General features: G+C 47.0%; 7 protein-coding genes and 1 pseudogene. 2 read left to right on the top strand and 6 right to left on the bottom strand.

Annotated features, from left to right (window positions below; all coding sequences use genetic code 11):
- Positions 1–253 precede the first annotated feature (253 nt).
- Positions 254–4,360 carry an NB-ARC domain-containing protein gene (locus H6F59_RS24265; protein WP_190706995.1) on the bottom strand — a complete coding sequence of 1,369 codons (4,107 nt, stop codon included), beginning with the start codon at positions 4,358–4,360 and terminating at the stop codon, positions 254–256.
- 147 nt (positions 4,361–4,507) lie between these two features.
- Here H6F59_RS24265 and H6F59_RS24270 point away from each other — a divergent pair, with 147 nt between their 5' ends.
- Together H6F59_RS24270 and H6F59_RS24275 are read left to right on the top strand one after the other, a co-directional pair.
- Positions 4,508–5,059 (top strand): hypothetical protein, encoded by a 552-nt coding sequence (locus tag H6F59_RS24270; protein ID WP_190707250.1) that lies wholly within the window; start codon positions 4,508–4,510, stop codon positions 5,057–5,059.
- 45 nt (positions 5,060–5,104) lie between these two features.
- Positions 5,105–5,440: pseudogene (locus tag H6F59_RS24275) on the top strand (calcium-binding protein).
- A gap of 113 nt (positions 5,441–5,553) precedes the next feature.
- Here the strand turns inward: H6F59_RS24275 and H6F59_RS24280 are convergent.
- The 5 genes from H6F59_RS24280 to H6F59_RS24300 all read right to left on the bottom strand — a co-directional run bounded on the left by H6F59_RS24280 (position 5,554) and on the right by H6F59_RS24300 (position 14,252).
- Positions 5,554–5,727 (bottom strand): hypothetical protein, encoded by a 174-nt coding sequence (locus H6F59_RS24280; RefSeq protein ID WP_242021665.1) that lies wholly within the window; start codon positions 5,725–5,727, stop codon positions 5,554–5,556.
- 136 nt (positions 5,728–5,863) lie between these two features.
- Positions 5,864–9,274, bottom strand: a complete 3,411-nt coding sequence (locus H6F59_RS24285) for a tetratricopeptide repeat protein (RefSeq protein ID WP_199325956.1) — start codon at positions 9,272–9,274, stop codon at positions 5,864–5,866.
- Positions 9,267–11,243, bottom strand: a complete 1,977-nt coding sequence (locus tag H6F59_RS24290; RefSeq protein ID WP_190706998.1) for a 5'-methylthioadenosine/S-adenosylhomocysteine nucleosidase — start codon at positions 11,241–11,243, stop codon at positions 9,267–9,269. Before H6F59_RS24290 ends, H6F59_RS24285 begins: the two co-directional genes overlap by 8 nt.
- Positions 11,243–13,240, bottom strand: coding sequence for a hypothetical protein (locus H6F59_RS24295; RefSeq protein WP_190707001.1), 1,998 nt, complete (start codon positions 13,238–13,240; stop codon positions 11,243–11,245). The genes H6F59_RS24290 and H6F59_RS24295 overlap by 1 nt, the downstream gene beginning before the upstream one ends.
- A gap of 16 nt (positions 13,241–13,256) precedes the next feature.
- On the bottom strand, positions 13,257–14,252 hold the full coding sequence (locus tag H6F59_RS24300) for an AAA family ATPase (RefSeq protein WP_190707006.1): 996 nt from the start codon (positions 14,250–14,252) through the stop codon (positions 13,257–13,259).
- Positions 14,253–14,322: the final 70 nt, after the last annotated feature.

A 14,322-nucleotide genomic window follows, 5' to 3' on the forward strand; every position in this document is an offset into this window, starting at 1 on the left:
GTCACTCAGCGCTGTCAGGTTCTGCTGAACCGCCCTAGGTTCATCCAAGGACTAACCGGCTTTCACTGGTGGATAGAGGCGCTTAACTATGCCTAAATAAACGGACTTGATATTAGCATCGTGGACAAGCTTTTTCCAGTCCCGCTTCAAATAAGCATTTTTATAAAAGGGATGCTTGTCAGGAAAGAAGCAGCAGCCGTTGTTGCAGACCTTCTTGCATAGATCCTAATGAATTGGGCAAAAACAAAAACCATCAATCTTCTGAAAAAGCACCCAAATCAACGAGTGTTGACTTTTGTGCCTTTGTTAAATTTCTTGCACCTGTGATATTCATACCCTCATATGGTCTAGGGGCTTTTAGAGTTTTTACACATTGTTTAGTTTGCAAATCCCATATCTTAATCGTTTCATCTGCACCGCCACTAGCAAGTACTGAAGCATCTAAGTTGAAAGATACTGAATGCACTAAATTTGAATGGCCACGAAAAATGCTGATGCATTCCTTAGTTGATACATCCCACAGGCGTACAGTTCTATCGTTACTCGCGCTTGCTAGAAAACTACCATCTGGGCTAAAAGTTACTGAGTATATCCACCCTTGATGTCCTCTTAAAACATCAAGACATTCCCCATTGAAGTTCCAAAGGCGTATTTCGTTATCACCGCTGGAGCTTGCTAGAACGTGCCTATTGGGACTGAAAGCTACTGAATAAACTTCATTTCTATGGCCTTGTAGGGTTACTAAACACTCACCTGAGTTGACATTCCATAACTTCACTGTTGTATCACGACTACCACTAGCAAGTATTTGGCCATTAGGACTAAAAGCTACTGAATAAACTTGCTCTTTATGATCTCGTAGAATTTTTAGGCATTCACCTGAGTTAATATTCCATATTCGAACAGTTTTATCATCACTACCACTAGCTATAACGCTTTTTTCTGAACTAAAAGCTACTGAATATACCTGATCGGTGTGTCCTAGAAGCGTCCGTAGGCACTTCCCCGAGCTAAATTGCCATAGTTTAACAGTCTTGTCCCAACTCCCAGTAGCCAAAGTCTGTCCATCAGGGGAAAAAGAAACGGATTGTACTCGCTCAGTATGTCCTGAAAGCAACCTACACTCCTCCGAGGTAATATCCCATATTCTAGTGACTTGATCATCGTCACCACTAGCTATCCTATTACCATCTAGGCTCCATGCAACTGAACGAACCCATTTGCTGTAACCTCGCCATGTTGCTGTACATTTAACTTCTGTAGTATTCTTTCGCAATTCCCACAGCTTAACTGCCTTGTCAACACCAGCGCTAGCCAAAATTTTGCCTTTTGGACTGAAAGCTACTGACTGTATCCAACTGGTGTGACCTTGCAAAGTATTTAAGCATTGAATATTATGAATGTCTCGAATATCCCATAGTTTAATAGTTTGATCTCCAGAGCCACTTGCCAATAGTTGTCCATCAGGGCTAATTGCAATCGAACGTATTTCACTTGTATGCCCGTGGAGAGTTCTTACGCATTGAATATTTTGAATATGCTGGAAATCCCATAGCTTGATAACTACTTTAGAACTACTCACTAATACACAGCTATTAGGACTAAATGCAATCGAACGTATTTCACCGATATGAGCATCAAGAGTTTCTACACATTGAATATTTTGAATATGCTGGAAATCCCATAGCTTGATGGTTTGATCCCCAGAACCACTAGCCAGCAGTCGACCATTAGAATTGAAAGTAACTGAATTCACTCGTCCATGATGACTAGTTAGTGTAGATAATTCTTCTCCAGTAAAAGCGTCCCATATTCCAATTGTTCCATCACTATAACCACTAGCAAGAATTTTTCCATCAGGACTAAAAGCTATTGAATGCACTAAAACATTTGATTTCTCTAAAGTTTTAATTAATTGAAAATTTTCTGGATTCCATAGTTTTATACTTCCATCATAGCTACCACTAGCTAACATACGGTCATTTGGACTAAAAGCTACTGATCTAACTAACTTTCGATGCCCTTTGAAGGTATAAAGTTTCTGACTATTCGCTATTCGCCATAAGTTAACCTCGCCAGATTCATCTCCTATAACTAGTAAGTGACCATTAAAACTAAATGCTAATGAAAGAACAGGAGCCAAAGTAGCGGTAAAAATAGATTTATTCAAATCGGAATGAGAAAGATTGACCCTGTGCAAATTAACATCCTTGAAAAATGCCTGCCAAATTGTTAAATTTGAAAGATCCAATCCGGTCAGGTCTCTTTGCAAAAATACGAGTAAATTAAGGACATTCCCAGCTCCATAATCTGACAAACTACTATGCTCCACGGGTAGACTTGGGTCAGTGCTTTCCCAAAAGCGAGAGGCAGTAATTTCATCAGCAATAGGACTAAGTATTAATCGAATTTGTGCATCTCTGACAAAATCTTTCGTCGTGGCTTTGACAAGAGGAAATTTATTAAAAATCTCAAAGTTACCAGTTTTAATTTCTTCGCAAATTTGAATTACAAATCTGTTAATTACATATTCCATTACTACAGGCTGCTGCGTATAGGCCGCTCCACTCTTCTCAACTAGAGAACGTCGAAACAGAGTGATCAGCGCTTCCATAAAGAAATTACGTCTAGTCCTAGCTGGAACAATATCATCTTGTAACTCCTCAATGGTCACTGGCTCTCTATCAATTGCCAACCAATACATGATTGATTTTTCTAAATTTGAAAGACGCTGAAATTGTTCGTCTAGTAGTTTGCGAATTTCATTAAAAGCTAGTGCTCCTTGCGTCAAAAACTCTGCGATGTCACCGCCAAAAATTTCCTCTATATAACTGGCAGCTACTTGTAATACCAGCGGATTTCCTCCATATAAATGATTTAATTCTTTGCTGTGTTCCTCGTTGCCTAATAAGTTGATACCTTTTGTCCTTAGGAGTTTTTGGGCATCGGCATCAGCTAGTCCTTGTATTCTCAAATATCGAACTAATAAATTTTCACCTTCTGAAGCATTGAGTTCTTCTAACTTTTCTCGAGTTGTTAAAATAAGACAGCTTTGATGAGAAGACTCAGCTATTCGTCTAAAAAACATCCCATATTCGTCATACCCTTGTCGATAAATTCCTGATTGCCCACTCTCAAGAATTGCCTCGACGTTATCAACAATTAGCAAACAGCGGCGCTCCTGAAGATAGTGTAGTAGTCGAGTAGTACAAGCACTGTTTGCTGAAGGTAAGTTAGCTTCATTTTCCTGTTGATTCGAGACAAATTGAATTAGACTGATCAGTATATTCTTGAGGGGTGGAGCTTCCTTAAGCGATCTCCACACCACGCACTCAAAATTATTTTGAATTTGCTTACCTAACCTTTTAGCAAGACTAGTTTTGCCAATTCCACCCATTCCCAGTAAAGAGACGAGACGACAGTGGTCGTCCAAAATCCACTGCTCGAGAACAGCAAGTTCTTCAGTACGACCATACAAGATGGAATCATCTACCGATTCATCCCAATCTATCAATGGAGATTTGCGGCGATCTGCTTCATTGAACTTTAAATTCAACGTTTGAAAAGCCGACTCTAATGATTTAGGTTGCTGGGATGGCTGAACTTGTAGCTTTGCCAGTAGCTCAAAAGCAAAGGCACTGGCATGACAAGAAGCTTTCTCCTGACGAACCTGCTCAGGCTCTTGACCTGATTCTGACGTGTGCGAGTTTTTATTCTCGATTAGGTCAGAAATACCTCGAATAACAATGGCTTTGATATTGGGATACGCAAATACTGCACTCAGAAAGCCAAAGCCTTCCATCTCAACGGCAATCGCATCGTTATAGCTTGCTCTGACAAAGTTGAAAACATCTGATTCTTTCGAGGCGATAACCTTCGCTCCGGCAGCAATAGGAGCGACAAACACACGAGGCTGTAAAGCTGGACTGCTAGATAGTCGCCTTAACCACTCGCCTTTTCTTGCCTCTGCTCTAGCCCGCTGCACTAATGCATGAGCTGATTGTCCTAACGTAGGACGAGTGAAAAACTGCTCTCCGACTTTGCCAGACTCATAGCCGTAAACTTTTGTTGCTGCTACGACATCGCCGATCACAACGTCTTTGATCCCTCCAGCAATGCCCACAAAGAAAAGGATGTCCGGTTTGAAGTGGACGATCGCCCGTTCTGCTTCGACAGCTGCCCCTGCGTTCCCGGCTCCCACTTCTGCAATCCCAACTTCCCATTCTTGACCATTCCCTAAAAATCGTCCGCGCTCGTAAATCGTCCCTTGAGGATGCGTTTCCTCCCGGAGATCTGTGAGATGAGTACGGACAGCCGAATATTCAACGGGCAAAGCAGTTAGTATCACCGCGCAAGGCATAGGCTAATCCTTCGGGTAACCTGAATACCCACTATTTTGGCTGTTCAATCTCGAATTGCCCATGGTTTAGAGAATTTCTTTGGTTTGTTGGGGGATAGCTCCTCATCAGCCACAATAGAGGCAGCGTTTGACGAACTGGGAGTAGCCATGAGCGATAAGGATCAATTTCTTGAAGTGTTGCTTGCCGAATATGACAAGTTGAAGTCTGAACAGGCTCAACGCATTGGCTTTCGGGACAATCTGCTCTATGTGACGCTGGGCTTGTTTGCCACAATTATCTCGTTTGCAGTTTCTAATGCGAGCAACTACTATGCCTTACTGGTGGTGCCTTGGGTTTGCCTGATTCTAGGTTGGACCTATGTGGTTAACGATGAAAAGATTTCGGCGATCGGCAGGTACATTCGCTACAAACTGGTTGACAAGGTGAAGGAACATACGGACTACGCCGACCTGGAAACACTTTTCGGCTGGGAGATTGCTCACCGGGATGACAAACACCGCAAGCGCCGTAAGATTCAGCAGTTGATTGTGGATGAAATTACGTTTGTCGCTTCGGGGTTGATTGCTCTGGGGGCGTTCTGGTTTCTGGTTCCCAACTCACCGATCGGAGTAACGATTCTCTCCTGGATAGAGCTTCTGCTTCTCATTGTGTTGGGGATTGAGACTTACATTTATGCCGACCTGGGGAAAGGTCGTTAACGTTTAATTCAGGTGTAGCACTTTATAGTACAAGGGGGTGCTGTTATGGCAAAAGTAAGCCGGGATGAGGAGCGTGAAGAGCGCATCACGATGGAAATTGTGGTGGATGCCTATGGACCGGAAGAGCAGGCAATGGGCTAGTACTACTACTTGCAGGACGCGATGCAGTTTCCCTTCACAGCAATATGTATCAGTAAGCGACGCATCTCTCCTTTAAAAGAAGGCGAAACTGTAGAAGTTGTGGGCATGGCACCGGAGGATGAGTGCGAGCAGGAGATGTTTGTGGAGATTGAGTTGGAGGGTGATACTTTGGCAGTGCCATTGATCCAGATTGAGGCAACTGAGGCAGATGAGGAGACGCAGCAGGCGATCGCTGACTAGTATTGCTGGATCAATCAGGGCTATGAGTGTGGGTAGGGTCTAGTGCTCGATCGCCTCACTATCGTCAGCATTTTGCCCGAATCTACAACCTGATGTAAGGGGTACTTCCAGCACTAAATGCCGTGTTCATCCAGATAAGCTTTGATTCCCGTCTCCAGATCCTGGAGTGCTGCTTCTATGCTGAGGTAGCTGTCCTCACCCTCGTAAACAGTGCCGCCAAAATCGTATGCTCGGACAAACGATGAAATCATCTCATGCTGCCCAATTTCGATCCAGGCAATTTTCAACAAAGCGATAGATAGTTGGGTATTCTTCCTCAAAGATTTTGAGTTTTGGCATCAACACTAACCTGTACAAATGGCTCTTACTAATACGAATAGCTCTTATTATGTCAAACCGCTTCAGACACCCTCAGCCGGCACATCACTGATTATGAATCTCGCCGATATACGCTGTGCCTCCTTCAATTTTAGTTTGCCAGCCTTTTGCATTATCGTAATTGTTTTGAACCATCATTGTATTGTCCTTCAATTTCTCTGCATAGATTTCCTGCGAGATATGCTGAATCTCTGCTGCAAATTCTGTATCATCGTTCATCATTGTCTCTAAATAAGTAGCTAAATTATCCAGCTCAGTCTTTGAACCTTGCTCAGCAGAGATTAGAGCAGACTCTTGCTTTTGATTACCTTGTATTTTTTCTCGGATACTTCTGTAGAGTTCGTCAATCTTTAAGAGTCCTGCTTTCGTAAACTTCTCTTGTAGATTGTGTGAATTAGAGTCACTGAACCGAGCGAGTGCAACAGTCAAAATCGTATTAGCAGTTAGTGTTGAGATAGTTGGAGTAGTTGCAATTTGACTTGACAAAGAGCTATCACTTATTTTAGCAGCCTTTACTTCTTCAGTATCACTATATCGTCCCTGTACCTGATAAAGTTTGGTCAGATTATTGAGTGTAGCCAGAACCTCTGGATGGTTTTCACCGAGAGCAGCTTGCCTAATTACCAATGCCTTTCGATAAAGCTCCTCTGCATCCTCGTAACGATTTTGTACCGAATACAATCCTGCCAAGTTATTAAGACTGGTTGCTACAGCAGGATGATTTTCACCTAACATTCCTTGCCAAATTCGTAGTGCTTCTCTGTAGAGAGCTTCCGCATCACTATAGCGTTCTAATGAGTAGTAAAGGTTTGCCAAGTTGTTTAGACTGGCTGCAACATCTGGATGCAGTTCACCCAACAATGACTTACGCAGTTGCAAAGCCTGAAGATAGAGAGGCTCTGCATCCGCATAACGTCTTTGAGCACGATATAGCTCTGCTAAATTGTTGAGTCCAGCTGCATTAGATGGATGCCCCTCACCTAAATACGATCTGACAAGGTCTAAAGCCTGAAGATAGAGAGGCTCTGCTTCTGCATAACGTCCTTGGGCACAATAGAGCTCTGCTAAGTTGTTGAGACTAGCCGCAAAGTCTAGGTGTTGTTCACCTAGAAGCACCCGTCTCAGCTGCAAAGCCTGAACATACAAAGGCTCCGCTTCTGCATAACGTCCTTGTGAAACATAAAGATATGCTAAGTTATTGAGGCTGGTTGCTATGCTTGGATGCTGCTCACCTAGAAGCACCCGTCTCAGCTGCAAAGCCTGAAGATACAAAGGCTCCGCTTCTGCATAACGTCCTTGTGAAACATATAGTCCTGCTAAGTTATTAAAGCTGGTTGCTATGCTTGGATGCTGCTCACCTAGAAGTGCCCGTCTCAGCTGCAAAGCCTGAACGTACAAAGGCTCCGCTTCTGCATAACGTCCTTGAGCTTCATACAACGCAGCTAAATTATTTATGCTAGCTGCAATGTCTGGATGCTGTCCGTCTAGAAGTAGCCGTCTTAGTTCTAATGCCTGTAAATATAGCGGTTCCGCTTCTGCATAGCGTCCTTGAGCACGGTAAACTTCTGCTAAATTGCTAAGACTAGTCGCTACATCACGATGTTGTCTCCCCCACAGAGACTGCATCAGGTTTAATGACTGTAAATAATATGTTTCTGCTTCTGCATAGCGTCCCTGAGACTGATAAAGTGCTGCAAGGTTATTCAAGCTAGCTGCTACTGTTGGGTGCTTCTCGCCAAGGCGAGTTCGAGTTGCATTTAGGCATTCCTGTAACCAAGGTTCTGCTTCAGCAAACAGCCCCTGTTCCTCGTAAAAGCGGGCAATACCAAGAAATGCCCAAATCAAATCTTCATCAGATAAAGTAGGTGCTAGTTGTGTAGTAACAACTTGTAGGTGTGGAACAATAACTGTAAGAGACTCAATTTCTGCTCTCGTCAAGACTTGAGAAATTTGTCTTACTTGCTCTGCCATTACTTGGCAGAATTGTCGCTTGTATTGCTCAACTTCTGCTTCAGGCGCTTGACTCAGCCTAGTATTGAAGAATTCTCGAGTTAGGGGGTGTAGCTGGTAGATATCTGATTCAACACGTTGTAGCAAATGAAGATTCAATAGCTGTTTATCTCGTAGGTCTTCAAGTTCCTCTTCGTCCCACTCAGGCAAGCAAAGTTCAACTAATTTCCATGGAATTGGAGCCAAGGCAAATAAACCCAATAGTCTCGCAAGGTTTTGCGCCGATGTTTCTAATTCCTCCCAACTTAACTCAAAAGCTGCCTTGATTCCGAGTGATGCTGTCATATCTATCTCGGATTGACTAACGGCCAAAGCATCCAAACGTTTATTTTCCAGCCGTTGCAGCATTACTGCTAAAGACAGATCTGGCTTTCTTGTCAAATAACTTCCTACTAGTTCTAATGCCAACGGGAGATTTCCGAGCCATTGAGATAATGCAATTGCATCAGAAAATTGTTGTTCAGTTCGCTCACTTCCCAGAAAAGAGCGTAGTAATTCTAAGGTTTCAGCCTGAGTTAGTACTTCCAATGATAACGTTTCAACTGGTGGGCTAAGTCTTAAACGTGTTGTCAGCAAAACCTTAAATCGTGGCTCTGCTGGAGGTAAGTACAGTTGAATACTCTTATAATCTTGTACGTCGTCTAAGATTATAAGCACATTTCCTGCGTCCCAATTCTGCCAACAGAAAGCAACCGTCTCATTTAAGTTCAGATCATCAGGTGGATTTAAGTTCAGCCGAGTTTTAGCAAAGGAGACAATTTGAATTCCTATGTCTTCACGTGCTTTTATCCAGCATATTCCACCAGAATATGTAGCAATTTGACAGTGGGACGAAGCATACTGCAACGCTAGTTCTGTTTTGCCTATGCCACCCATGCCCTCAATTCCCACAATCGCTACTTGATTATCTTGCTGAAGTTTTTTGTTCAGTATTGCTAACTCAGCCTCACGGCCTATGAAAACTGATACTCCAGAGCGAGGAAGGTTGTGAGGAACTGAGACATCTGTTTCAGTGGGTAAAACTTCTAGCCTGGGAGTAGAAATTTCGTAATCAATCGAAAATGGTATCGAAGCGAACTCATTAACTGATTTGTGAAGTCGAATATCGCTGAGTCTTACGCTTCTGATTAATACTCCCCACTTGTTGATCAGCGTAATTTTTATCTTTGCTCCATCTTCTATGTTCGCTGCCGTCATCAAAAATCTTGCTTCGCCATAACTTCCGCCAAAGCGATGCAAAACAACAACAGGTTCTCCAACAGGTTTACTAGTAAATATTTCACTGTCCACTGTGCAGTAAATTGGATATTCTTCTTCGTCGTACTGCCACTCAAAGCCCTCTTCTGGTTGTAGGTCGACCGTCATCAAATAGGTTTTCCCAACCTGTACTTCACGAGGATATTTAATAATGGGCTTAACTGCGATCGACCTCGATATATCAGTCATTGGATTCACCCTCCGCAGAAGCCAGTTGCAACCTGATCAGTGGATTGCCGTAGTAAACGTGCAAGAATGTTGCCAGGTAAGAGGCACATGTATTTTCATTCACCTCATCTTCCAACGCTTCCCACATTCGTTCGCGTAGCCGTCGCAAAATTTCTGGAATTGTCCACTCAGGATGTTGCCGATGTTCTTCCGAGAATAGTTCCACAACCTCTTTTGCCATTGCGCGATCGATCCGTTTCAATGTGCCCACAATGCCCTTTGCCCCATGCTCCAAAAAATTGGTCAACAACGATCGATGCGTCAATCCGGTTGAAGTATCCAGATGAAGCTGTCCGCTAACAAACACAATGCTGGTGCCATTCTTAAACAGCTTCGAGCGTTTGATATACGCTGTTGGGCTACTCTTCAACGGCTCCTCAACACTGAACCCATCAATAAACACCAGCCCAAACTCCGTCGCTGGTTTTTGCATCTGGCTCAAAAACTCTTGAAACACCGTAAACTGCTGCCGCTGATACCGCTGCCATCCCCCATACTTTGCATGGGCATACACCAGAACTCCACCTCCACAGCAGGCATTCACGGGCGCTACCTCTGGCTCCATCTGCCTCTGCCGCACGGTTTGAAATGCAACTCCCACAGGTTTTGCCCCTGACTCCAGCAACTCCCAGGGCATCTCAAACTCAGTGCGCTCATCAATCATCAAACACGGCACCTGATCCGACGAGTCATTTTGCTGTTGGCGGAGCCATGTCAGAAGTTGACCTGCAAGGCAATCAACCGAATTTTTAACCCTAGCATTGCAGTCATCAATAGCACTCAACAAATTACCCGCAGTCAGATTGCCCTCTATTTGCTGATGCAAGTCTATGATCGATCGATCAAACTGTCCCCGGTTGGTAAACGTCCTTTTTCCATGATGGGCATGGATGTAATACTGATTCTCTTCCAGCAGTGCCTGAATATTGAGGCTAATCATGCCTTCTGGCAACGTACTGTCAAGAGCGACCTGCGCTGTGGTTTGATACACCTCCGATCGCTCAGTTACACCCTCGCCATCCAGTTTTGCCAGCAGCGTAAACGTAAAAGCACTGGCATGACGGGCTGCTTTCTCCTGCCGCACCTGTTCCGATTCTATTGAGTCATCATTCTTGCCATCCAGGAGATCCGAGATTCCCCGAATGACCATTGCTGAAACGTTTTTAACTTGCTGGGTTGCTTTCAGGAAGCCAAATCCTTCCATCTCAACGGCGATCGCATCATCGTAATACTCTCGCAAGTACTCATAAACCTCAGCTTTACGCGACGCAATCACCTTCTCTCCCGCTGCAATCGGTTTGACATAAACAGAGGGAGCAGCATCAAAGGACGAACCTGAACGGATCTGCTCAAGCCAATCATCCTTCCGGGCTTCTGCCTGTGCCCGTTGCTTGAGGTCATAATCCGCTTCTCCCAGCTTCGGTCGAGGAAGGGTGCGATCGTCAATGAGCTTGCCACACTCATAGCCATAAACGATGGATGCTGCTACCACATCGCCAACCTCTACGTCTTTGATGCCTCCCGCAATTCCCACAAACAAAATCACTCTGGGATTAAACTGCATCATGGCACGAACAGCTTCTATGCCTGCACTGGCATTACCCATGTCAATCTGGGCGACCGCTACATTCCAGATGCCGTTGTGCGCCTTAAATTGCCCCTGTGTATAAATCGTGCCATTTGGATGAATCTCTTCTAATAGGCGAGTGGCTTGTCCAATGGGTTCAAGGTGGGCTTCAACGGCTTTATGCTCCACGCCCAAAGCAGTCAAAATCACTGCCCAGTCAGTTGCCGTTCCGCCTTCAATTCCTTCATAGGTTGCAGACACAGGTTGTTTAGGAACTTCCGCTAGTGCGATCGTACTGGGCAAAGCACCCGATTGCCGAATGCTACTTCCTTGTGTAATGGCCTGGAAGGTAGTTCCTGACATTAAGCATCCACCTCCCAAGGCTGGAGAGTGGGAATCTTGGCAATCTTTGCCCCCATCGCCTGGGCCAGTTCCACAGGCAAATCCCCATAGTGCTTCGGCTGCGGGTTCAACACCACAGCCTCCACCCCCTTCAACGCCGCAATCTGCTGCGCCACTGCCATGGCATCCTCAATGCCCTGTCGCCCCACCGGAGGCGTCACTGTTCCCGCCCGACTGGCTGCCAGCGGCACATTGCCCCGTCCGTCCGTAATCACCACCAACACCGCTTTTTGCACCGTGCTGCGCCCATGCTGCAACCGATGGCGCAGCGTCTGTAACGCCAAATCTAACCCATGGGCCAGGGGGGTCGCCCGGCCCCAATTCACCTCCAGGCGGTTGCGAATACGGGGCACCAAAATGTTGTCCGCCTCGCGCTTCTCCGCCCGCAACTCATCCTGGGCATCAGCTGCCCCCACCTGGATCAGGCAAACACTAGCCCGCTCCACATAGGCCCATTGCAGGTAAGGCAACAACGCCCCCTGCCACTGGCACTCCTTCAGGGAGGTATAGTCCAAAACCAGGGTCAGCATTTGCTCCGGCACAGCAGCCCGCCGATAGCGGCGCAGATCCCCCGCTTGCAAAATTAACGGAATATGGCCGTTCGCCTGCCGTTTATCCAACAGATTTTTTGCCCACAGAGGCGGGTTTGGCTTCTCCTTAAGCGCCTGCCACCGCAGGGCTTGGTACTTCGCGGCTTCCAATAACGTGCTGACCAAAGCCAAGTCTCGGGGAACCGGGGTCGGTTCAACCCCAATAATCGCTCCACGATCCAGAGATGCCGCCTTAAATCGCCGGGGAGGCAGCCGTAAAGAGGCTGCCTCTCGCTCAGGGGATACCGTGTCTTCCAGATAGGGATCTATGGTTGGGCCACCTATGGGTAACGCTGTGGAAGGCAACGTTTCCTGGGTGTCGGACTCGAAAACAGGTTCTTCCGTCACCGACGGAGCTTCATCTCGGCGGGGCTGAGTATTCTCCTGTTCAGACCCTTGGCTCAGAGACTGCGGCACATCATCCTTTTTCTCCAGGTCAGTCACTGTTGAATCGGGTGGCGATATTTCCGGCTGGCTACGCTGAGGGGTAAGACCAATCAGTGCCGCGGCTCCATCCACCGCCTGCTTACCCACCTGCGCTGCACCTGCCAATCGAGCCTGTGCCCTGGCCAACCGCAACAAAGCTAAATCTCGGCGAGGGCTATACCCGCCAGATACTCCGACATAATCTAACACCCGCTCTCGCGCTTCTGGCAAAACCTCTGGCTGAATTTGCTGGGCCTGTTTTAACGCTTCCACAACCTCAGCTGATAGCGGAGCTGCCTCCCATTCCCTATCCTCAGAGGCGTGCTTTTGGTCAAATTGCTCAAACCACGCTCGCAGCTGCATGACCCGCTGGTGAGAATTTGGCGACTCCCCACCGCTGAGCCGCAGGGCAAAGCGATCGAGCAAGTGGGGAGAGAGGGTGCCAATGCGGGTGCGATCGCACCCTGCCAACCAAAATAACTGGGGCTGCCAGCGATCGCGCTGTCCGTGCCGCTCCAGGTGGGCCACCTCTGCTCCTATCAGCATCACACAGGCTCGACTCGCGGCCAAACTCAGCCGCGACAAATCGGGGATGACGACAATTCGAGTTTCCTGCTCATTCCCGGCTGCCAGCAAACCTGCTTTCCAAATGACCGATTGGGAAGTGCCATTTTGTCCTAAAGCCAGACAGCCCCATAGGTCTTCTTCCGTCTCCACGGTGCCAAGCTGAACTGGCGGAATCCGCTTGGCAGCCTTTGTATCACTGGCTTGGGGCAAAACCACCTCTCCCCCGGCAACAACTGCCGCCATCTGGGCTAGCAGCCTGGCCATAGTTTGTAGCGTAGCCGGGGAAGCATCAAACACGAGAATGCTTCGCAATCCAGAGCCCAGGGCAGCACAAGCCAACCCCTTCATCAACGGATTTTGAAACTCAGCCTTCACTCAATATGCACCTGGTTTACTTGTCTGAATCTGAACCTAGAACCCGCCGTAGCTCAAGCTCATCCTTTTCAGTCCACATCGCCTCTTGGTTCTGATCCACCCCCATTCGCCGATGTTGAAACGCCAGCGGCGCAATTATTCTGAGGTCGTCAATCGTGACTTCAAATCGTTTTGCCAGAGCAGCGTGGGCTCGCGCCGCCATGGCCAGCACCCGTTCTCCCCGGTTACCTTCGACCTCAAAGGCTTCAGCCAGGGCAACACAAGTCTCCAGTGCTGGTGTCACCTCTACGTCATAGAAGTGCTTCCTAGCCTGCGTCAGAGCATTCCGCCTCTGCTCATCTGCCTCTTGGGCCTGGGCTAAAAACGCTGACGCCCCATCCGCTTGCTGCCTGGCCCATTCGTCTTCAAAGGTCAATACATTTTGAAGGATCTTCAGCCGCTCTTCCTTAGTAGTGGCGGTGTTGACGTTCACCATCAACCCAAAGCGATCCAGCAGCTGAGGCCGCAGCCCGCCTTCCTCCGGGTTCATGGTGCCGACCAGAGTGAACGACACATCGTCTCGAACACTTTGCCCATCCCGCTGAACTTCTAGCTTCCCGGTCGAGGTCACGTCCAGGATGATGTTGACGATGTGGTCATCCAGCAAGTTGATCTCATCCACGTAGAGCAGCTTGTCTTTGGCCTCAACCAGTAGGCCATCCTTCCACTGGGCATCGCTCTGCATCAGTTTGTCCACATCCAGGCCACCAACCACCCGATCTTCTGTGGCGTTGATCGGTAGGGTGACGGGCAAATCGCCGTAGACCATTTTGGCGAAGGCACGTACGGCGGTAGACTTGCCTGTACCTCGCTGGCCGCTCAGTAGCACTCCTCCCAACCGAGGGGCAATGTAGGCCAACTCCAATGCCAGCTTGAGCGTTTTCTGCCCCACGATTAGGCTGTAAGGCAAAATCGGGATTAACTGATCTTGGGCTGGAGAGTTGTTTACAGGAGAAGAGGTGTCTACGCCCATGTCATCGTCTGCCGGAGTAAGACTCGTTAGTCATGAGTTTGCCTAGTTCTGGAGGGTAGTCGCTAATTTT

The sequence above is a fragment of the Nodosilinea sp. FACHB-141 genome (genome assembly GCF_014696135.1).
GTDB lineage: Bacteria > Cyanobacteriota > Cyanobacteriia > Phormidesmidales > Phormidesmidaceae > Nodosilinea.

What these genes read in the sequence shown, in the direction of transcription:
- H6F59_RS24265 (WP_190706995.1), bottom strand. Translation starts at nt 4,360, where the DNA reads ATGCCTTGCGCGGTGATACTAACTGCTTTGCCCGTTGAATATTCGGCT.
- H6F59_RS24270 (WP_190707250.1), top strand. Translation starts at nt 4,508, where the DNA reads ATGAGCGATAAGGATCAATTTCTTGAAGTGTTGCTTGCCGAATATGAC.
- H6F59_RS24285 (WP_199325956.1), bottom strand. Translation starts at nt 9,274, where the DNA reads ATGACTGATATATCGAGGTCGATCGCAGTTAAGCCCATTATTAAATAT.
- H6F59_RS24290 (WP_190706998.1), bottom strand. Translation starts at nt 11,243, where the DNA reads ATGTCAGGAACTACCTTCCAGGCCATTACACAAGGAAGTAGCATTCGG.
- H6F59_RS24300 (WP_190707006.1), bottom strand. Translation starts at nt 14,252, where the DNA reads ATGGGCGTAGACACCTCTTCTCCTGTAAACAACTCTCCAGCCCAAGAT.